The sequence below is a fragment of the Microcoleus sp. AT3-D2 genome (assembly GCF_036705715.1).
Classification (GTDB): Bacteria; Cyanobacteriota; Cyanobacteriia; order Cyanobacteriales; family Microcoleaceae; genus Microcoleus.
This window is the reverse complement of the sequence record NZ_JAUBVE010000017.1, coordinates 40372-62113: the sequence shown is the minus strand read 5'-3', so window position 1 is coordinate 62113 and position 21742 is coordinate 40372. Positions and strand designations below refer to the sequence as shown.

At 45.5% G+C, this 21742-nt stretch carries 14 protein-coding genes and 3 tRNA genes; 11 read left to right on the top strand and 6 right to left on the bottom strand.

Going from position 1 to position 21742, the window contains the following annotated elements; all coding sequences use genetic code 11:
* Window positions 1–69: 69 nt before the first annotated feature.
* The 4 genes from QUB44_RS10450 to QUB44_RS10435 all read right to left on the bottom strand — a co-directional run bounded on the left by QUB44_RS10450 (window position 70) and on the right by QUB44_RS10435 (window position 3535).
* Window positions 70–1221 carry a fatty acid desaturase gene (locus tag QUB44_RS10450; RefSeq protein ID WP_333366383.1) on the bottom strand — a complete coding sequence of 384 codons (1152 nt, stop codon included), beginning with the start codon at window positions 1219–1221 and terminating at the stop codon, window positions 70–72.
* Window positions 1222–1540: 319 nt separating this feature from the next.
* Entirely contained in the window at window positions 1541–2806 is a 1266-nt protein-coding gene (locus QUB44_RS10445) for a glutamate-5-semialdehyde dehydrogenase (RefSeq protein ID WP_333366380.1), read from the bottom strand.
* A 4-nt stretch (window positions 2807–2810) separates the two neighbouring features.
* On the bottom strand, window positions 2811–3215 hold the full coding sequence (locus tag QUB44_RS10440; protein WP_333105204.1) for a hypothetical protein: 405 nt from the start codon (window positions 3213–3215) through the stop codon (window positions 2811–2813).
* Window positions 3216–3463: 248 nt separating this feature from the next.
* A tRNA-Gly gene (locus QUB44_RS10435) sits at window positions 3464–3535 on the bottom strand.
* Window positions 3536–3754: 219 nt separating this feature from the next.
* Between QUB44_RS10435 and QUB44_RS10430 the strand changes: the two genes are divergently transcribed.
* The 4 genes from QUB44_RS10430 to QUB44_RS10415 all read left to right on the top strand — a co-directional run bounded on the left by QUB44_RS10430 (window position 3755) and on the right by QUB44_RS10415 (window position 6426).
* Entirely contained in the window at window positions 3755–3895 is a 141-nt protein-coding gene (locus QUB44_RS10430; RefSeq protein WP_172188980.1) for a hypothetical protein, read from the top strand.
* Window positions 3896–4184: 289 nt separating this feature from the next.
* Entirely contained in the window at window positions 4185–6002 is a 1818-nt protein-coding gene (locus QUB44_RS10425) for an ABC transporter ATP-binding protein (RefSeq protein WP_333366377.1), read from the top strand.
* 197 nt (window positions 6003–6199) lie between these two features.
* Window positions 6200–6281: transfer RNA gene (locus tag QUB44_RS10420), tRNA-Tyr, on the top strand.
* 73 nt (window positions 6282–6354) lie between these two features.
* Window positions 6355–6426, top strand: a tRNA-Thr gene (locus tag QUB44_RS10415).
* Between the two features lie 382 nt (window positions 6427–6808).
* Here the strand turns inward: QUB44_RS10415 and QUB44_RS10410 are convergent.
* Window positions 6809–9331 carry a PhoD-like phosphatase gene (locus tag QUB44_RS10410; RefSeq protein ID WP_333366374.1) on the bottom strand — a complete coding sequence of 841 codons (2523 nt, stop codon included), beginning with the start codon at window positions 9329–9331 and terminating at the stop codon, window positions 6809–6811.
* A 181-nt stretch (window positions 9332–9512) separates the two neighbouring features.
* Here QUB44_RS10410 and QUB44_RS10405 point away from each other — a divergent pair, with 181 nt between their 5' ends.
* From QUB44_RS10405 to QUB44_RS10385, 5 genes are all read left to right on the top strand, one after another.
* A complete protein-coding gene (locus tag QUB44_RS10405) occupies window positions 9513–11675 on the top strand; it encodes a CBS domain-containing protein (RefSeq protein WP_333366371.1) in 2163 nt (720 codons plus the stop codon).
* Window positions 11676–12908: 1233 nt separating this feature from the next.
* Window positions 12909–13775, top strand: coding sequence for a ferredoxin:protochlorophyllide reductase (ATP-dependent) iron-sulfur ATP-binding protein (bchL, locus tag QUB44_RS10400; RefSeq protein WP_006634709.1), 867 nt, complete (start codon window positions 12909–12911; stop codon window positions 13773–13775).
* Between the two features lie 34 nt (window positions 13776–13809).
* Entirely contained in the window at window positions 13810–15174 is a 1365-nt protein-coding gene (locus tag QUB44_RS10395) for a DUF5331 domain-containing protein (protein WP_333167219.1), read from the top strand.
* A gap of 478 nt (window positions 15175–15652) precedes the next feature.
* Window positions 15653–17062, top strand: a complete 1410-nt coding sequence (locus tag QUB44_RS10390) for a ferredoxin:protochlorophyllide reductase (ATP-dependent) subunit N (protein WP_199292772.1) — start codon at window positions 15653–15655, stop codon at window positions 17060–17062.
* A gap of 121 nt (window positions 17063–17183) precedes the next feature.
* A complete protein-coding gene (locus QUB44_RS10385) occupies window positions 17184–17411 on the top strand; it encodes a type II toxin-antitoxin system HicB family antitoxin (protein ID WP_333331809.1) in 228 nt (75 codons plus the stop codon).
* Here the strand turns inward: QUB44_RS10385 and QUB44_RS10380 are convergent.
* Complete coding sequence (locus QUB44_RS10380) at window positions 17401–18588, bottom strand: DUF3800 domain-containing protein (RefSeq protein WP_333215559.1); 1188 nt, start codon at window positions 18586–18588, stop codon at window positions 17401–17403. The two genes, QUB44_RS10385 and QUB44_RS10380, sit on opposite strands and share 11 nt — an antisense overlap.
* A 311-nt stretch (window positions 18589–18899) precedes the next feature.
* Between QUB44_RS10380 and QUB44_RS10375 the strand changes: the two genes are divergently transcribed.
* Entirely contained in the window at window positions 18900–19955 is a 1056-nt protein-coding gene (locus tag QUB44_RS10375) for a hypothetical protein (protein ID WP_333366367.1), read from the top strand.
* Window positions 19956–20698: 743 nt separating this feature from the next.
* Window positions 20699–21367: a DUF3318 domain-containing protein gene (locus QUB44_RS10370; protein ID WP_015178535.1), complete on the top strand. Its 669-nt coding sequence runs from the start codon at window positions 20699–20701 to the stop codon at window positions 21365–21367.
* The last annotated feature ends 375 nt before the right edge of the window (window positions 21368–21742 follow it).

Sequence of the window (21742 nt, the reverse complement as noted above, 5' to 3'; positions counted from 1 at the left end):
TATTGGTCGTTAGCGTCGGTTTCTAGTTGTAGTCTGGGGGGAACTTGTGAGAGTAAGAAGTGTATTTAGCTATAGGAAAGGCGTTACAGCAGAATTATCAAGAGGGCAATTTACCGAATTTTCCCCTAAATAATCAGTTAAGGTAACTTCATCTTTGTAATGCCTAGGAGTTTCCATTAACAATTGCCAAGCTTCATCAGCATCAAGTAAATTCATCCGCCCAGGATAGTGAATTTGGATCAAGTCTTGAACCAAAGGGTAATAGTCTGAGTTAAGACTAGGGAAAATATGATGCTCCGTGTGATATGAAAAATTGAAATGCAACAAATCAACTATTTTGGGAACCCGTATTGAAAGACTATTAATCAGCGGGTCATTAACACTCGTCATCCGGCAAATCAGATGATTGGTGTAGATATAAAACATGATTCCTGAATGACCAATTGCTAGCGGCAGAAAATAGCCAAAAGCTAGTTTTAGGGGATGAAAGTCTAAATAAAATAAAATGCTAAAATGCAGGCATAAAATTCCCATAAACTCAAGGGCAATTGTCCACCGATCCCGAGCACTGACTGTAAAAGCAGCCGGCACATAATCAACAGACTTATTATTAAACAACAGGATCGAAGAGAGGTTGGAAAAATTATGAAATAACCACGAGCCTGCCATCCCTACTATGAAGAACCAAAATGGATTGAAGTCAAGAGATGGTACAAAGAAATTTTGAATTCTTTTTCCCCAAGTATTAGGCTGTTGGTAGAGGTAATTGCGATCGGGATCTCCTAAAGAATTTGTTTGACTGTGATGTACAATGTTATGAAGAGATTTCCACTGAGTCGGGGGCATAAACAACATTGCGAACCCTAGAAAACTAATTATCTCAGTCATGCGAGATTTTTTCTGCACACTACCGTGCATGAAATCATGGGAGATAAATGATAAAGCTATTATACTATTACCCATAATCAAAGCTAAAGGTAAATAAAGCCATAAAAGATATACAGGCCAATGATCGAGACGAGCCGCAATTCCCCAACCCAGTAGCAAAATGCCCATATTAATGAACAGTATAACCAACTTACTACCATCGGGTGTAAAGGCTTCTGATGGCAGAAGTGGGCGCAATTTCTTAGCGTATACTGAGTGTGGAATTAGCGTTTCTTTGCCTAAAGTCGGCGTTGCCGTCTTGTCTAGAGTATTGAGTGATTTTTCTGATTTCATGTGATCGCTAAGAGTATTTTCATGTGACTTAATAAGTTTCTAAATTTAATTAGATCCCGTACCCGATTTGAGATTGAACCCACACATAAATCCGGCGGCTTATTGTCAGGCTGCGGAGATTTTATCTGTCTCCACTGCGGCTATCCGGGAGCTTGCGATCAAATTGCTTTAGATCAAAGCTGCTTGACTGTTGTACCAAGATATTATATCCCATAAATAAAATTTTAGAAACAACTATTAAAGGCTTACGAATCTATAATACTTTCCCACTTTTCAGTTTGGTTTAATCCCAATAACCAATCCTAAATAACCTATAAGATTAAAAAAGTCCGTTTCCCTGAACAATTTCTTTGATTGTCGTCAGGGTATCTAACCCGATCAATCCCCGACGATAACCTTTTTGGTTGGACATTCCCAAAAATATCGCATCTCCCCGATTTTGATAACGCCAAAACCGAGGCGAGGCATTAATAAAAGTTGAGGCGCTGTTAACATCCAGAGCAAATTGGCGACTTTCTAAGTAAGATTCAGTGGCGATGGAGTCAGCGTGGCCGCTGCTGTAGCGGTTGATCCAGCCGATCGCAATCTCTAAACTATCGACAACTTTAAACGCGATGGTTTTGTTTAAATAAGGTTGAGTCCACTCGTATGGTTCCGCCAGCTTCAAGTCTGGGAAATCTGCAACAAGATCCGCATCAGCGCTAATTTGAAAGCCTTTTTCTTTTAAACTGTTCCACAACCTGACTAGGGAAGAAGGCTTTTGGTTGCGATCGATCAGCACTTTCTCGATCGCGTTAACAGGATCTGGCACGCTTTGATGGCTGTCCAAAATCATCCACCTTGCCATCTCCAAACTGCCAGTCGGTGACCAATAAAGGTAACAATTTCCCATTGCCGACCTCAAAACTGGTGCTGTGCACAGCCTTACCACCTGCTGCACCAAACTTGGTCTACCGTAGGGAATAATTAAATTGAGATATTGGTCTTGAGTGACCAATTCTCGGATCGAAGCGCCCCGATCCGGCGGCAGTACCTGCAAACATCCCGAGGGCAAACCGACCTCATCGATCGCCGACACCAAAGCTTCCCCAATTACAGCATTAGTTTGCCAGCTTTCGCTGCCGCCTTTAAGAATCAAACTGTTAGCGCTTTTGAGAGACAAACCCGCGGCGATCGCCCCCAACTCTGGAAACGCCTCGTAAATTAGAGCGATCGCCCCCAGTGGTAGCGACTGACAGTAAACCTGACACCGATCAACCTGATAAGAAGCATTGATCACCCGCCCGATCGGATCTGGCATTTCCCCCAACCGTTCCAGAATTTGCACGGTTGTCTTGATCCGTTCCGGCGTCAGCTTCAGCCACTCCACAATCAACTCGGGAATCGCCATGTCCCGACTCGCTTCTAGATCCAGAGTATTTGCTTCTAAAATGTCATTTTGCCGGCGTTTCAGCGAGCCCGCCATCGCCTGCAAAGCTGCCGCGCGATCAGCACTCTTTGTCGCAGCCAACTCCAAAGAAGCTTGATAAGCGCGACGCGCTACATTTGCGGCATCTGATGAATGGGTAAAATCCTCTATTATCATCTAGCTAACGCCTGTAAGCGAGCCATACCATCAGCGCCGGCAGCATTGCTAGCAGCACAGCGACCATTGCCCACAGAATAATATTCGGGCCCGGCGAGTGCAGCGCCAAGGGCAACCAAATCACTAACGGCACCAATATCATACCCAAAGCCAGTGGCAAGTAATGAGCCTTCAAACCTGGATGCGCTCTGTTCCACTGGTGACCCGTCCACCGCCAAGCCTGCTTGTAAGGATAGTTCGTTGATAGTTGCTCGATCACGTATCCACTTTCGTCCAATACAAATATTTGTTGACAGCGGTTGCAACCAAAGGCTTCTGTCAACGTTATGGGAACTAGACGACCCCGGCGTCGGCAAGGACAGGGGTACTCATCGTTTAAGTCAATCTTTGGAGCTTTTTGAGATGGCACTAGCGATCAGATAAAAAAAGCGTTTTTACAAAAATAATCGTTAACATATCCACTTAATCAAACTTGTCAATTCCGCCATAGCGAGGCTTTCAACTGCCTGTTCCGAGATATCGACCGATCGGCAATTTTGACTTGCAAGTTCTGGATTCAATCTTACCACTAACTTAGGTATTTTCAACCATCATTAGGAGTATACCGAAAACTTTCTGGATCTACTTTCCGGTTTCCTTGATTTTTTTCTCTTCTAAAGCGGGTGACGCGATTCGAACGCGCGACATTCACCTTGGCAAGGTGACGCTCTACCACTGAGCTACACCCGCATTTCCTGCGGTATTAACAATATTGTCTCAATTCTCGAAATTTGTCAAGTCTTTTTAGTAAGTTTTTTTCACAAACCCAGTAAAACCCCCCCAAACCAACTCCCCACCTGAAATTTCAGCACCCAGAGTCTTAACCAAATCAGTAATTGCCGTGAAAATTGACCGCCATCCGCCGACGGCAAAGCTACAATCAAGCTGGAATTGTGGGAGAACACTGTCATGTCAGATTTAAATCGCGGAATCATGAAGTTCAAGGGAGCTGACAGTCCTATAGCGATCGCCATTTCGGCGATTGTCATTGCCGGCGGAATCGGCTTCTTGATCTGGTGGGCGCTGCAATCAGCCTACACCTTCAGCTAACAGACTACTCAAACGTAAAACTTATAAGGCCTTGCTCAGAAGGCAGAATTTAAGAAAAATTCTGTCTTTTGCATTTTTTTGCCCTTAGTCTTGAATTTATTGCCCAGGAATGCGGATTGATTGCTGACGATCGAATGATTGCCATAAATCACCCGATCGGGCGAGTCGCTAGCATGAGCCGAGATGAGCTCCCGATCAACTACTTTTGTAGTACACTTGTAAACAAAGCGCGCCGAGAGCGCAATTTTAGATGCAAGTGTTTGCAAGGGTTGTATCTCAACACAAATTTATGGCAAGCTTTCAGGACATTTTCCAATACTACAGTCGCTACTGGAAAATCTCAGTTTACAGCATAGGCGCATCCAGCGTTTTGGCACTAGCCGATTTGCTTGTTCCTTACGCGATCGGTCAAATATTAAACGTATTGTCGGGTCAAGCTACAGATACAGTAACCCAAAAACTGATAACAGCGATCGCCTCTGTTACCCAGCAGTCACCCAACAAAATATTATCGCTATCCGTCTTGCTGGGCATAATTTTTCTGGTAACAGTCGCCAAAGCACCGATCCAACCTTGGGTAGCAAATTGGTTCCACTGGGCGATACCATTGAGGGCAAGGCGCGATCGAATGAGAAGTGCGATCGGCAAAATCCTCACCTTACCCCTAGAATTCTACGACGAAAACAACGCCGGACGGATTGCCAGCCGCATCGCCAAAGGCATCGCCAACCATACTTGGACTTACCCAGAAATTGCCGGCGAATTCATCCCCGAAGTCGTCCGCTTAATCGGCATTTTTGCCGTTATCTGCTTAATTGAGTGGCGGATTGGCTTATTAATTTTGGTTTCATTCCTATTTATCCTCAGTTTCACCCTCAAAGGCCTGCAAGGGGTGACTGCGCGAGAAGAAATTCTGGATGAATACATCGAAGATACCGAAAGCCGCAACTCGGAAATTATCACCAACATCAAAACAGTCAAAGCTTTTGCGACAGAAAGCGATGAACTCAAAAGGCAAACCACCAGACTCGATCGCGAATTAAAAGTCGTGATCAACCGCATTCACAAAGGATACGTCACCTTGGGGACATACCAGCAGACGATCGTCCAGTTGTGTTTGTTTTCAGTTCTTGGTTTTAGCCTAGCAGCCACGGTTGCAGGCAAAATTTCCCTCGGATATTTTGTTACCGTCTACACCCTGGCAAGCATGGCATATTCCCAACTGCGTCCGATTAGCATTATCGCCGAATTATTGGCGCGGCGCTATTCTTCAATGATCCGGTTCCACGAGTTTATGCAAACGCCAGACGGTGTTGATGCGGTTAATTTAGCAGAAAATGCTCGATCGGCGTCGCCTTATAAATTTACCGGCAAAGTTGAGATCAGCGGTCTGACATTCGGGTACGACAGCCAAAAACCCGTTTTGCAAGATGTGAATTTATTGATTCATCCCCGTCAGACTGTAGCATTAGTCGGGCGATCGGGTTCCGGGAAATCAACTTTAGTTAAACTTCTGTTTCGCTACTTTGAACCAAACTCCGGCCGCATTCTGATCGACGGCGAAGACATTCGCAGCTTAGACGTGACTCGCTACCGCCAGCGTTTAGCCATTGTCCACCAAGAAGTAGACGTTTTTAACGGTACTTTGCTGGAAAATTTGACTTACGGAAACAGAAATGCAACTTTCGAGCAAGTTGAGGATGCTTGTCGCATCGCCAAAGTAGACGATTTTGTGCGGCTGTTGCCCCAAGGTTACTATACCGTGGTCGGGGAGAGAGGAATGCGGTTGTCCGGCGGTCAGCGGCAGCGGTTGGGGATTGCCAGGGCGCTGTTGGTGGAGCCGGATGTGTTAATTTTTGATGAGGCTACTTCTAGTTTGGACTATGAGTCGGAGCGATCGATCCAGATAGCCATGCGAAATATCCTCGGTACGCGCACCACCATAATTATTGCCCACAGACTGAGTACAATTCGCGAAGCCGATGCGATCGTCGTACTCGACGGCGGTAGAATCGTCGAAGTTGGCAGCCACGAAGAACTTTTGAGTCAACAAGGTATTTATCGTCGCCTGCACTCCCTGCAAGAAACCGGGGAATTAGTGAATTAGGGATTTCCTCTTAGTCTAGACTTAGGGTGCTCCGGGCGAGCACCCAGCCTAGACTTAGCAATGCACACCTTAAACAGTGTTCAATTTTCCCGTCTGCCGCTAACTCACTTATGTGTTCTCAACTTAATGATTAGAGTTTTAAATGTAATGTTGCAAATAAAGATTCTGGTGCTAGGATATATAACTGTGATGGAAATGGGTCGATGCCCGAGCGGTTAATGGGGGCGGACTGTAAATCCGCTGGCTACGCCTACGCTAGTTCAAATCTAGCTCGGCCCACCTCAATTTAATAAAAAGTTAAAATTTAAGAATTAAAAATTAATTTTTTAATTGGAGGTTCTTAATTTTTTATGCCCGTGTAACTCAGTGGTAGAGTACCTCCTTGGTAAGGAGGAAGTCACGAGTTCAAATCTCGTCACGGGCTTCCTAATTTATAGTATATCAACCAAGGGTTTCACGCTCATCGCACAGCAAGAAGGTTAGTTTTCGCCTCAACTTTCGTGCTGATGGTTTTCTAATGCGTCCAAAACGACCTCCATATCTGCCTAGCCCGCCCTCGACTTTTTGCGTCTGGCTTTTAACTGATTTAGCAGGTCGGCCTGTTCTGGAAATTCTGCGACTCCCCACAAGAAAACTTATTCTTTGTGGAACAGGCAAGATGCCTGTTCTTGAGAATGGTGAAACATCTCAGTTCCAACTGACTTTAGCTATGAGACAGGGGTTTCACCCCCGGCTGACACTGCCACAAACTGATCACAATATTGTACCCGTATCGAAATCCCGGACTTCTTCAATAAATCGGTAATCTAATCATCCTCATCCAATCCCAGCGGCACAAAATATTGACTGTAAACCACACTATTCGGCTCCCAAAGCGGCCGCCAATAAACATTTTGCATCACCGCTTTCTCCCCATCACCCTCAGCAGGCCACTGAAAACTGACGATCGCAATATTGCTATATCCCACAATCTCATCACCCTCTTGCAGCCAGCGATTGCGCCACAACAGCGATATAAAATTCCATAACCTATGCAGGAATGACAATTGTTTATTTTTATGCGTTCTATCTGACGCAGTTCCCTTTTCTAGCAGCAAAAACACCCGAGCTCTTTGCCGTTTAATCCAGTCAATCCGATAGCCCCAATCAGGCAGAGATTGTCTATTTCTGACAGCAGCCGCCAGAGCCTTCTTTTTGCCACCCCTCGAAATCTTCATTAATTCCAGCGGCTCATTCCATCCCAAACATTCGTGCGATCGCTCAGGAAGCAGCGACTTAATCTTAGTATGAATTAAATGCGTTTTCCACTCCTCATTGATAAAAGCACTAGCCGTCAACTGCGCCAGCACAGAATATTGACAATTTGACCGATAATTCTCCCTCGTCAAAGGCTCAATATTTGATCGAGAATCGCCAAAATGACAATCAGACCAATAACTCAGCCGCACAGCAGCAGCATAGTGAATATCGCCGCTCAACACAATCACCCGATCGCGCTGCTTAAAAAACTCCGACAACAGCTTCACAAAAGCCAACTCGTGAAAATTCCACGCATCCCCCGCATCGCTATTAAAAACTTTCCCCTGTTCCACCTCCCGTTTTTGCACCGCATCAATAATCCACAAACCCACCAAATTTGTTGGTACAACTACCAGCGTCGCCTCAATCTCAAACTCCCCTGTTTTATTCAGCAAATTAGTCTCCTTCAAAGGTTTCTGAATTTGCTCTTCAAAACCTTTGTGAGTCAAAAGCATCGGCGGATCGATCGCGCTTTTCACCGGATACCCCCGCCAGTTCCGCGTATCCAGCACAATCACCTCGTGCTTAAAACTTCTCACAATAAAATGCCAATTTAAAACCTCATTTACACCCTCGTCATCTCGATCCAAAATAAAAACATCTTCATCTAATTTCAACTTAGGCAAATGAGTTTTCGGATCGAGTTTTGGAATTCCCAAATACGAAGCCGCCTCCTCCCAAGCAGAAACATCAGTCCCCGCCGAAGCCGACCATTTTTCAGCCGCCTTTAATAATTTATCTCCCGGTTTTTCGCGATCGAACTGTGCGGGCGTATTTCCCCAAGCCTGAAACACAGCGTAAGCCAGCAAAGCATTCTGCACCACCCGCCGGCCCAGTGGCTTTCCCAGCACCCGGTAACACCACTCTCGATTCAAATAAAAATCGTCGCTAACATCATGGTCATCGCAAATCATATAAGTAGGAATATTCGCTAGCGCCCTCCTCACTCTCCACAAATTGCGAGCAAAACCGTCAAGTTCAACAACTTCTCTATCCCAGACTTTTGCCTGCTTAGAATTTGGGCAAATATCCTTACCCTTCGGAAAACTCGTGCACCAGAGTACCGGCGACCAAACTAACAAATACATCGCATAATATTCGCCCAAGCTAAACAAGTGACTTTTAGCATTGTTGGGTTTATTCACCAACATCGCCGTAAAGCCGCCACAATCTCTGGCAATATCGCTGCGAGTCCCCGGCTGTAACTGAATTGGTTTTTTGGACTCATACTCAGTATCAGACGGTTTCTGAATTGGCGACTCTCTAAAAATTTCCCTCTCTTCGCCAACTGCATTTTCGTTTTGCGAATTTTTAGGTATACTGATACACAAATTCTTTTTTATTTGGGCATCATCCATCAGGGGCAGACTTTCTTCCCAGCCCAACAGGGTATCGCCAGCATCCGTCAAAGCCCACAGCATCGCATCGGCCACGTCGTCGCCGTAAATTTGGTCGCCGGTTAAAAACAGTTGGTGGGGCCTGCTATTTGCCGTACCTGCAAACTGTTCGATCGAATTATCCAAGATGGGCAGCGCATCTCTGCCGTCTCCGTGGGGCTTGCGACAAGAACCGTGAACGATACGCAAATAGTTTAAATCCTGCGGCGGCAGGGCAAAAGTGGGCAACTGGTGAGCGAAATAACTGATCGTCTCCAATCCCAAAGCCGATAAATCAGGGGCGGCAGGCCACAGGCAAGAAATGAGATTTTCTGTCTCATTTTCTGGGACTGCACCCCCGACGTTCGACTCGCTACTCCCAGTAAACTTGATGTCATAAGCATAAATTTGCCCGGATGTCAAGACACTGCTGTCGATCGGTGTAGCAGTCACCGCCACTACGTGCAGGTATTTGCCGAGATGCACCGTAGAGTTTGCACCTTGGAGTAACGGGATGCCAACAATTTCGCCGGTTCCGCCCTCTGTCGAATAAACCTTGAGTTCGACTTGGCGGGGTGCTTTCAGAGCCAGCCAAACTGTCACCGCCCTACTTTCAGTCCGGCGCAAAATCGGGCCCGCAAGGATAAGCGGCAAGTGATGAATTCGATGACTTAAGGGAGTCCACGACATAGGATTAAAAAAATAAAAATTAAATAACAGTGTTCTAGCAATCAGATTTTAGGCGATCAAGCATCTGTCACCCGCTTAATTAATGCTAAGTCTGCCAACCCAAGTCTCCAAAATTGTAACAACTCATTAAGTAAAATTAATAATCATGCTACAAGAAGAAAAATTACAACATTTCCTAGATTCAGCCCCGCAGTTGCCCGTAATTAAATCATCAGAACCCGCCGGACGCCCCAACAGCAGGCCTCTCTACTCGTCACCTTTAGATCGGGCGATCGACCGCCACCCCCTCACCGTGGCTCCAGAAACCCCGATCGCCCAGGTGTTGGCTCTCATGAACCCGATGCGCGTCTCCTGTCACCTTTGTGGCGAAAAACAAAACGCTGTTGCTAGCGCAGCCAAGCGCAGTTGCGTATTAGTCGTCGAAGATAATCGGCCCATCGGCATTTTTACAGAACGGGATATCGTCAAGCTAACTACTGTCGCAGCTTGTACAGTCGGACTGACAATTGCTGATGTAATGACTCGATCGCCCATTACCCTCAAACAATCCGAGTCTCAAGATATTTTCACAGCTATCTTCACGTTGCGCCAGCACCAGATCCGGCATTTGCCCGTAGTGGACGAGGACGAGCGACTTCTCGGCATCATCACCCGCGAAGCCATTCACGAAGCCCTGCAACCAATTAACTTGCTAACCAATTTGCGCTGTGCAGCAGATGTCATGACGCACCAAGTCATTTCGGCCCCAACAACTGCCTCAGCCCTCGATTTAGCACAGCTCATGGTCAAGCATCGAGTTAGTTCCGTCGTCATTGTCCAAGAGCCAACTCAGCATCCCGATCGGGCGATCGCACCAACACAAAATTATCAAATTCCGATCGGCATTGTCACCGAACGCGACATCGTGCAGTTTCACGCCCTCGAACTCAACCTCTCGGAAATCCCAGCAGCAAGGGCCATGAGTGCGCCTTTATTTTGCATATCTCCCGTCGATTCCCTCTGGAGTGTCCACCAGTCCATGCAGCGCCACTGCGTCCGCCGTTTGGTAGTAGTTGGCAGCCAGGGAGAACTTTTGGGTGTTGTTTCTCAGACAAATTTGCCGCAAGTTTTTAACCAATCTGAAATGTATGGGACGATCGAGCTGTTACAACAAGCAGTGGACGATCGAGCCACCCAATTGCAGAAAGCCAACGAACTTTTGCAGCAAGAAATTTTAGAGCGGCAGCGGGCCCAAGAAGCCCTGCGCCAAGCTCACGACGACTTAAAAAAACAAGTTGAAGAACGCACCGCTCAACTTTTAGAATCAAATGAATTGTTGAGACGGGATATTATCAAGCGCCAGAGAGTCGAAGAAGTCCTGCGGCGAAAGCAAACTTGCTTGAAAAATCAAGCGCAGCAATTAGAGGAAACTGTGCGAAAGTTGCAGCAAACTCAAACTCAATTAGTGCAAACCGAAAAAATGTCTTCTTTGGGACAAATGATTGCCGGTATCGCTCACGAAATTAACAATCCTGTTAATTTTATCTACGGCAACCTTTCCCACGCCAGCCACTACATCAAAGAATTGATCCAACTTTTGGAACTTTACCAGCAGCACTATCCCGAACCAGTCTCGGAAATTCGGGAAGCAGCAGCAGAGATGGAAGTCGATTTTTTGGTAGAAGACTTATCTAAGCTAGTGTCTTCTATGCAAGTAGGAACCGAGCGCATCCGCCAAATAGTTGTGTCGATGCGTAATTTTTCGCGATCGGATCAATCTAACATCAAGCTCGTTGACATTCACGAGGGACTCGACAGCACTTTGTTGATTTTGCAGCACCGGCTCAAAGCTCACGGCGGACATCCACCTATCCACATTATTAAAGAATACGGTAATTTGCCCCCGATCGAGTGCTGTGCCGGTCAGATCAATCAGGTGTTCATGAATATTATCGGCAATGCTATTGATGCTTTGGATGAAGAAATCCAGAAAGGGGAATGGGCCAAGAGAGATGCGAAAAATTCATCCCCGTCAAATCCTAGTTCTCCATTGACTCTTCCCACTATTACAATTCGTACTGAAGTTGTTGGTGGCGATTTTGTCGCAATCCGCATTTCCGACAACGGGCGGGGCATACCGGAGGAGATTCGCCGCCAATTATTTGACCCGTTTTTTACTACCAAACCAGTTGGCAAGGGCACTGGGTTGGGACTGTCGATTTCTTACCATTTAGTTGTCGAACAGCACGGGGGGCGGCTAGACTGCGTTTCGGAAGCTGGACGTGGTACTGAATTTGCGATCGAGATTCCGATCGTGAGTTCTCATTAGTCAGCAGCCATACGATTTGAGATTTTAGATTTTCGATTGAAGAATTGGAAATGACTGAGGAAGCTCGTGGTTTGGATCACGGGCCTACAGTTGCATCCTTTTTTTCAACTGGTATCAGAGGATTTTAGATTTTAGATTTTAGATTTTAGATTGAAAAATTGAAGAATGGGAAATGACTCATTAAGCTCGTGGTTTGGATCACGGGTCTACAGTTGCATTCTTTTTTTCAACTGGTATCAGTCGTCATGGGGAAGACATGATATTCTCCCCATCCCCCACTCTCGCCATCCACTCTCCCTCTTCGCGACTCATTCTCCCACTCTCCGACTCCCCACCATTTCCTAAAAATTCACAATTTTTTACAAAACACCAGAAACCCCAGCAAAGTCAATCTTTCCCAATCTCAAATCTCACATCTCAAATCTCACATCTCAAATCCCATAACTCAAATCCCATAACTTTCTCCCTCTCCCCGACACACTCCCTCACTCTCCGACTCCCCATCATTTCCTAAAAATTCACAATTTTTTACAAAACACCCGAAACCCCAGCAAAGTCAATCTTTCCCCATCTAAAATCTCAAATCTCAAATCTCAAATCCCATAACTTTGCCCTCCCCTGACCCAACTGATCCGAACTCACTTCGAGTTTGCCTCATCCACTAGCGCCTTTATGACCGTTTCAGTTACGCGCACAAGCCATCAACTGCCTGCATCCTAGCCCCAAAGCCAAAAGCCCAGATTGTTTGAGAAGTTAATTTTTGTTTTATTTTTGTACCTCTTTATATTAAGAAAGTATTCTAAAATAGATAAAAAATATAAAATAATTATAAAACTAGATTTTTATATCAAAAAACCAGTTAAGATTCCCAAAGATGCAAAATAAACAAATTTACTAGCATTTTCATTTAGACGCCCCCTTTCTTTTCATCGCAAGTTAGCTAATAATGCTTTCAACGAGGTGACTAAGGGCCGAGTCCAAAATTGGCCTAACCCAAAGACGGATACAAGCCCCAAACAAAAGTCGTCGAGATCGAAAATTTGAGTTAGAGAGAAGCCCCAGATTCATCTGTGGAGTCCATTCTTTAATCTCAAATCTGAAATCTCAAATCGACGGACAGTAAGGGCATTGCAATTGGGCTATTGCAATTGGGCTATGGAAATTGGGCGATCAAAAAAAAGCATGAAACCCCAGCCCTCATCGTTTTGATAGAAACCTATAGGAGAACCAAGAGTGAAACTAGCAGTTTACGGAAAAGGTGGAATTGGTAAATCGACAACAAGCTGCAACATCTCCGTTGCCCTAGCCAAGCGCGGCAAAAAAGTTTTGCAAATCGGTTGCGATCCAAAGCACGACAGCACATTTACCCTCACTGGCTTCTTGATCCCCACAATTATTGACACCCTTCAACAAAAGGACTATCACTACGAAGACGTTTGGCCCGAAGATGTCATCTACAAAGGCTACGGCGGCGTTGACTGCGTAGAAGCAGGTGGCCCTCCCGCAGGAGCTGGCTGCGGCGGCTATGTAGTCGGCGAAACCGTCAAACTCCTCAAAGAACTCAATGCCTTCGACGAATACGACATCATCCTGTTCGACGTACTCGGTGACGTAGTGTGCGGCGGTTTTGCAGCCCCATTGAACTACGCCGATTACTGCATGATTGTTACCGACAACGGGTTCGACGCTTTATTTGCAGCCAACCGCATCGCCGCCTCAGTCCGCGAAAAAGCCCGCACTCACCCGTTGCGGCTCGCTGGTTTAATTGGCAACCGCACCTCAAAGCGCGACTTGATCGACAAGTACATTGACTCTGTACCCATGCCGGTGCTGGAAGTGCTGCCCCTGATTGAAGACATCCGAGTTTCTCGCGTCAAAGGCAAAACATTGTTTGAGATGGCCGAAAGCGATCCTTCCCTCAACTACGTCTGCGATTACTACCTCAACATCGCTGACCAGATTTTGGCAATGCCCGAAGGAGTAGTGCCCAACGACACGCCCGATCGCGAATTATTCGCCTTACTTTCAGATTTTTATCTAAATCCTGTGCAACCGGTGGTCAAGAAGGAGGAAGATGAGCTAGACCTGATGATGGTTTAATAGGTCTAGCGATCAGGATGAGGATAAAGAGGTTATGGCTTTTTTTGATACTTTTTCAGTTGCTCTCAAACAGAAGTGGTTGGACTACTACCAGGTAAATCGGGCTTGGCTGCTCCTGCACATGACGGCTGACAACACGGTCGCCACACCCGACGGCGGGAAAAGGCCTGTTTCTTACCTCATCCTGGGAATTGCGGCTGCCCTGGAGCCGGAACTCCAGCAATTAATGCTGCCCTTCTCAAAACTCAAGCCGGATGCAGACAGCCTGATCGAAGTGTTGGGACTAAATTTTGACCCGGACCTCGCGCTGGGTATGCCCTCAAATATCGTGCCGCAGACGGCCGGCACATCTCCAAGACCCGCAGCAGCTCAAACTGCCACTGCTGCACCCGCAGCAGCTCAAACTGCCACTGCTGCACCCGCAGTCGCTCAAACTGCAACTGCTGCACCCGCAGCAGCTCAAACTGCCACTGCTGCACCCGCAGCCAAATCTAAGAAATTAGGCGGTGCAGCCTTAGCAGCAGCCGGAGCAGTCGCCGGAGTCGCCGGAGCAGCCGGTCTGGCAGCAGCAGCGTCAGCACTGAGCTCCGACGAGGAGGAATCCTTCGATGAGTTTGGGGAAGAAGCAGTCTCCGACTTCGACCTGGGCGATGATGAGGAAGAAGCAGTCTCCGACTTCGACATGGACGATGACGAGGAAGAAGCGGTCTCCGACTTCGACATGGACGATGACGAGGAAGAAGCCTCGGCTTTGGACGGTCTCGGTCTCGAAGACGATGAGGAAGACGCCGTATCTGAATCTGACTTTGATATGGGCGACGATGAGGAAGACGCCGTATCTGACTTTGATATGGGCGACGATGAGGAAGACGCCGTATCTGACTTTGATATGGGCGACGATGAGGAAGAAGAAGCCTTAGCTTTGGGCGGTCTCGACCTCGGCGATGACGAGGAAGATGAAGCCTCGGCTTTGGGCGGTCTCGACCTCGGCGATGACGAGGAAGATGAAGCCTCGGCTTTGGGCGGTCTCGACCTCGGCGATGACGAGGAAGATGAAGCCTCACAATTTGGGACTTTGACCTCTGGAGATCTCGAATCGGGGATTTCCGATCCGTTTGGGGAAGAAGATGCAGAGTTTGTCGCCGAAGAAATACCCGATCCTTTTGGGACAGCGACCTCAGATGACCTAGACATGGATCTGGGCGACTTGGATGATGACGGTATTGACGATTTCTCTGTATCTGATGACGATGACCTCGACGATCTCGGACTCGACGATCTGGGGGAAGCAACTACCGGAGATCCCGATGAAGATGATTTAGATGCTCTAGGTCTCGGTGATTTGGATTCCGACGATGAGGATGAAGAAATTTCCGGCTTTTTATCTGATTTTAAGTGAGGTTGTTGCGATCGCCCGCATCTCTTCTAGTCTTGAAGTTTCCCGCTCTATTTGTGAGTTGTGAGTTGCGAGTTGTTAATTTTTAATTAGCTCAAACTCACAACTGCCAAAAGGCTCTTTGCCTTAGCGAGTTGAAGAAAACTAAATTCCTGCTGTGAGGGATTGTATGCCCTCGCGCAGAATTTTTTAGCCAGAATTTTGGATACTGCGGCTGCTGCGGAAATATAGAGTGGGCTGCATCTATTTTTTACAGGAATTAGCCCAAAAATAGGTATTTCTATTTATTGTTCGCTGTGCGTCGCGATCGCACAAAATAGGTGTTTTCTCGCCACTGCGCCTGTTCGTGATCGAGAGGAAAAACAACCTATTCCTCTCCTGGGCGATCGCACCGAGACGATCGCAAAATCCAGGTGTTTCCTCGCTCCGCCGCAAGTCCTGTTCGAGACGAAAAACAATTTAAAGGGAGAAGATTTGAGATATGACTGCTATTACTACTAATGAACCGGAAGCTTTAAATTTTGAATGCGAAACAGGCAATTATCACACATTTTGTCCGATTAGCTGCGTAGCTTGGCTTTATCAAAAAATTGAAGATAGCTTTTTCTTGGTCATCGGTACCAAGACTTGTGGCTATTTCTTGCAAAATGCAATGGGCGTGATGATTTTTGCTGAGCCTCGCTATGCGATGGCTGAGTTGGAAGAAGGCGATATTTCCGCTCAGTTAAACGATTATGATGAGTTGAAGCGGCTGTGCTTGCAAATTAAGCGCGATCGTAACCCCAGTGTAATTGTCTGGATCGGCACTTGCACCACCGAAATCATCAAAATGGATTTGGAAGGGTTAGCGCCGAAACTCGAGGCAGAAATTGGCATTCCCATCGTCACAGCGCGCGCTAACGGCTTGGATTACGCTTTTACTCAAGGGGAAGATACCGTTTTAGCGGCTATGGCTGCTAAATGCCCTGAGAAAGCGCCCGTGATGGAATCTCAGAAACAAGAACGCAATGCTATCTCTCAACTGCTGAATTTCGGTAAGAAAAAAGAGGAAGTTGCAGCAGATGAATCGGAATATGTCAAGCACACACCGCTGGTACTTTTCGGTTCTTTGCCCGATCCGGTTGTTACTCAGCTAACTCTAGAATTGAAGAAGCAAGGAATCAAAGTTTCCGGTTGGCTTCCTTCCAAGCGCTACACTGAATTGCCAGTCTTGGAAGAAGGCTATTATGTATCGGGCATGAATCCCTTCTTGTCGCGCACTGCTTCTACGTTGATGCGCCGCCGCAAGTGTAAGCTAATTGGTGCGCCATTCCCGATCGGCCCTGACGGAACTCGCGCTTGGATTGAAAAGATTTGCTCAGTGTTGGGAATTGAACCAAAAGGTTTGGACGAACGGGAAGCGCAAATTTGGGCTGGTTTGGAAGATTACCTGCAAATAATTCGCGGCAAATCTGTCTTCTTTATGGGCGACAATTTGCTGGAGATTTCTTTAGCACGTTTCTTGATTCGCTGTGGCATGACTTGCCCGGAAATCGGCATTCCATATATGGACAAGCGCTATCAAGCGGCCGAGTTGGCGTTGTTAGAAAAGACTTGTCACGAGATGGGAGTTCCTACTCCTCGGATTGTGGAGAAACCAGACAATTACAATCAGTTGCAGCGGATTTACGAGCAGAATATTGATTTGGTGATTACTGGTATGGCTCACGCTAATCCTTTGGAAGCGCGGGGGATTAATACTAAGTGGTCTGTTGAGTTTACTTTTGCTCAGATTCACGGCTTTGGTAATGCGCGGGATATTTTGGAGTTGGTGACTCGTCCGCTGCGCCGGAATAATTCGCTGAAGGATTTGGGTTGGGGTAATTTGGTGAAGAATGAGGCGAAGGTTTAATCGTTTTTAGTAAGATAGTAGGGTGGGCTTTGCTCACCTTATTTTTTTGGGAACCGCTGATGTAGGCGGATTGACGCAGATGAACGCGGATGAAGTGTGCGATCGTACTTTTAGTTAGAAGATGAAAGTCAACCTTAAATCTCTAGATTATTACTTGAGTCTGAAATATCCTATCAATTTTTATCCAGAATCTGAAGGTTATACAGCCATAATAAAAGACCTTCCGGGTTGTATGTCTGTGGGGGAAACTTTGTGGGAAGCGATGGAGAATATTCAGGAAGCTAGGGAATTGTGGATAGAGACTGCTTATGAGTGCGGCGATGAGATTCCTTTACCTGCTAAAAGTTAAAGTAGGGTGCGTCGCTTCGACAATTCTCGGCAATAGTAGCTATCCGATTGCTCGGATTGAGATTTAAATCATGAGTAACCGCCGATAAAAACTCTTCTATTCCATCAAGCAATGGCTGTTCGTTTATACTTTTCTCCACCAAATATATTAACAACATATAATTTCTGGTCGCATCAAATGTATGTGGGTCGGTGTAACTCAAATCAGGAATCACTGAGTGGCCACCTATAATACCGGGTATATGCTCTATCCAGCTCTCTGTATTTTGGTTGACACCTTCTCTAGCAGCATAGGCACAAGCAGCCGCAGCAACATCAGCTATTTGTATGCCAGGAAATTTATCGGATTCCACAAATTGAACTTCTTGGGATAGATTAAATGTAATGGGTTCTTCTACTCCTTGAAAAAAGTCAGTATAAATCTTATCCTCTCTCCCAATCATAGTATCCAACAGTCCCTTGTTTTCTTTTAGTGGTTTACTAACATCACAAAAAACTTTAAGTTGGTTAAACTCTTTTCCCCAGTCACAGAGAATAGACAACAAAGCCGGGTACGAAAGCTCTAAAATCCACTTGCCTATATCAGTTCCTTGTAAAGAGTTTAATTCTTGATTAATAGTATCTCTATGATGAATACAGAAAGTCTTTATGCCGTCGAGTATAGGCGAAATATCAGGTGTTTTTGAAGAACTAAAAAGATAGTTAAGTTCTGTGTCCTCCAAACTTCTCATAAGCTTCTGAAAATCGCTAAATATTTTTTCAGCATCCGCGCTCTGAGATACAAACTCTACATATAAAATGTTGCTGATAAATCGGTGAAATTTTATCTGGTAAAATAGAGAGTTTTTTTCTGATAAAACTGGCTCAAATATATATTCATACAATTTGCAAGCTAAGTTGAATTTTTTATGATATACAGCTACTTTTATGCGATCCTTAAAATTTATCAATATCTCAGCTATTACCTTTTGACCCTTGGAAGATTTAAGAAGGTTTCGACCTTTTAATTCGCCACCTTGTAGCTTATATTTTTGAATTATATTATTTACATATTCTGTAGCTTCTTCATGGTTAATTGCTACACTTGCATAAGCAAAAATCGGTGAATCTCGGTCCATAAGATTATTACCATTGCAACCTGATTCATCGCAGTAAATTTCTTGAATGGTTTGTTTCATAGGGATTTTTAGTTTAATTGTGAGGAGTGTGTATTACCCGTAATTTTGGTAGTATAACATAAAATTACAAAACCACACCACTTCAGAAATGAAACTTAACAGCCTCCTTTCACAAAGGAGAATTAACAAAATAATACAGGACTTGGTATTTGAGTACGCTCATAAAAACTGCTTGCTATGATAAGAGAGTGGGTCGATCGCACTTTTTCCCCAACCCCTCCAAAATCCCAGGCTACACCCCTGTAACACGATCGCAGGTACGATCGCCTATAATCGAAACTAGCCCAACTCTCATCAGTTGAGAAACCGCCATGAGTCAAGACAAAGAAGAAATTAGCTATTCAGAGAAAACAGAACGTCTCAGAGTTATCGGTCAGTTTATCAAAACTGTCACACCGATGATTTGGACGATCGTAATTTTAGTAGTCATCATTCCCCTATTAGGTAACTTTCTAATTTCCCAGTCACTAACAAATACCGGAACCACAGCAGTTGTAGTCTCGCCGCCACACGATTTTAGCAAAGTCAACCAAGACATTAAAAAGGCTATCCAACAATCCCATATAACAGCCGAAACTTTCGCATCAAAAGAGTTGGACAAATGGGAAAGCGAAGTAATTGCACGAGTAGACAACAGTTTCCTCGATTGGTACTTTGATTACTTCACTCAAAAAAAGATGGAGTTTGCCGTACCTTTTAATTTCGTGAAATCTGCCGTACTCAACAGATTTGATATGACAGCAGCTTCTCGTGCTGTTTCCGAAAAATTAACCGAAGACTTTCAAAGAGAATTTGCTAACCGCGTGCTGGTACCCAAAAACGCTCAACTGCGATTTCAATTAATCACTCAAGATACTGCTAATTTGTACATATCAGAAGTTAGCAAGAATGTGAAAGTTGTTCAAAACAATTATAATATACCGCAAGTACAGTGGGACAAATACCTGAACGATATTGCCACCACAATTAGCGACAAAGGAAATGTCTCGAATTTATCATTAAAAGTCTTAGTTGGCGGCAGCGGCTACTTAATTGCTAAACCATTAATTTTGGGAGTAGCAGCTAAAGTTGGCAGCAAAGTTACGGCAAAAGTTGCCAGCAAAGCCGCAGCCAAGGTAGCCACAAAAACAGGCGGTACAGTTGCTAGTCAGTTGGGAGTAAGTTTAATCGACCCGATTGTTGGCATCGGGATTATCATCTGGGATTTGTGGGATTACAATCACACAGTCAAAGTAGAAAGACCGATTTTGCGGGCACACATTGTAGAATACTTAAAAGATGTCAAAAAGTCCCTGCTCACAAATCCTGAAAGCGGAATCATGGCAGCAATTTATCAGTTGGAAAGTGGTCTTCTTAAGTCACTTTAATTATTTAAATCGCGTCTGAATGATGTGTATAAATCTCCTAAAAGTGGTGATATCCGCTGCAAGAATGAAAAGGGGTAGACCAGTAGTTAGTGCCAGCAGCGGACGCTCCCACTCGCTACATGAGCGCGATAGAATACCCGACTGTGGGCGATCGCGCTCATGTAGCAAAAAAAGAGAAAAAATGAATGTTAAACGAGGCAAAAAAAGAGAGGATGTTGGGACAAAAAGAAGAGTTGCACAACTTTATTGACCCTAAAAAGATATCCCATAATGGACGAGAAAAGAAGGTTTTAGACTCATATTACACGGATTGAGTTGTCGCCATTTTTTTTAATTAGCTGTGGATTATGAGTTGTGGCATTTACAGCAGAAGACTTTAAAAGCTCCGATTGACAGGGTATAGTTCGGGGGGGAGTGCGTTTTACCGATGAAGCTCTACGGCGAGGTTTGTAGGGATTTTCTGAAGTATTTGACGCAGTTGTTTTAGTTCAAAAAGGCATAACTTCTCAGCCGGAAGTTTTGTCGGCTTGGTCGAAATTGCGACAAAAAATCGAACTGTTGATGAAATAGTCGAAAGTCAAGGATCGAGTCGGCAGTTGCGATCGCCCCCTGAGACTAAAATCAAGTAAATTTGCAAGTATTGGTCGATCGACCCCCGTTACTCGACTATATTTGGATTCAAGGTTTGCTATACTCCAGAAATAGACACATATTAACCTTTGGAAAATCAATAGGCCGGAGCTATGACATCCTATGCAACCTCTACAGCAAGAGCCGAGATGAGTGAGATCCGGCGCTTGAAAAACATACTGCCCCCAGAACTCCAAAGTTGGGTAACAGTAGAAAAAACAATAGAAGTTAATCCTACTCTGATCCGCAGCGAAGAAATAGGCAAAGACCAGGTAGAAATCCAAATAGACCTGATCCGCTGGGAACAGCTAGCAATGGATCAGCGTAACCTCCTATTTTGGCACGAAGTCGCCAGAATCCAAAACGACACCATTCCCAGAGACGGTTGGGAAATGGCAGCCCTCGCAATTGGTTTAGGCGGCGCTGTCGGCGAACTTTGGGTGCAAGACGGCTTGCTGCTGTTACTAGCCCTATCCCTGTGCGGCGTCTCCGGCTGGAGACTTTACCAAAAAAACAACGGAGAGAAAAGCTTAAAAGAAGCAGTAGACGCCGACGAAAAAGCCCTCGCCCTGGCAACCCGCTTCGGCTACACTCTCCCAAACGCCTACAAAAGCCTCGGCAGCGCCTTAAAAACATTAATCGAGCAAACCTCCAAAAAACAGCAGCGGGCTAAATACGAAGCTCGTCTCCAGGCCCTCAAACGCAACGCAGCCAAAGCCAAAGCCAAAGTCAAACCCATCACCCGCGAAACCTCCCAGTCAGAAAACGTCTACAATTCTTAACCTCATCCCCCGAGGCTTGTTACGGGGGTTTTCCAGTTAACCGTTAACTGTTAACTTCTGTGTTAGCTGTTAACTGTTAACTGCGATGGTTATCCGGTGCAAGAGAGACACCAAAATGATTAACGACAACATTAATCGGCCTGAATCCACAAAAATCTTGATTCCGATGTCAAAGTTGGGCCGCGACTGCGTTCAAAAATCTTTGCGCCAAAACAGGCACTGGTAGACTCAAGTCTATTTTTGCCTTTGATATCATTCTCGGCGGGCGAGTTTGCAGGCGTTTTTGTAAAGTTTGTATAAAGCTAGCCTTTTGTTAACCATAATATTTGGTAAAGGGGGAGCTGCTAGGACAGAATAGGCTAAAGACATCAGCTT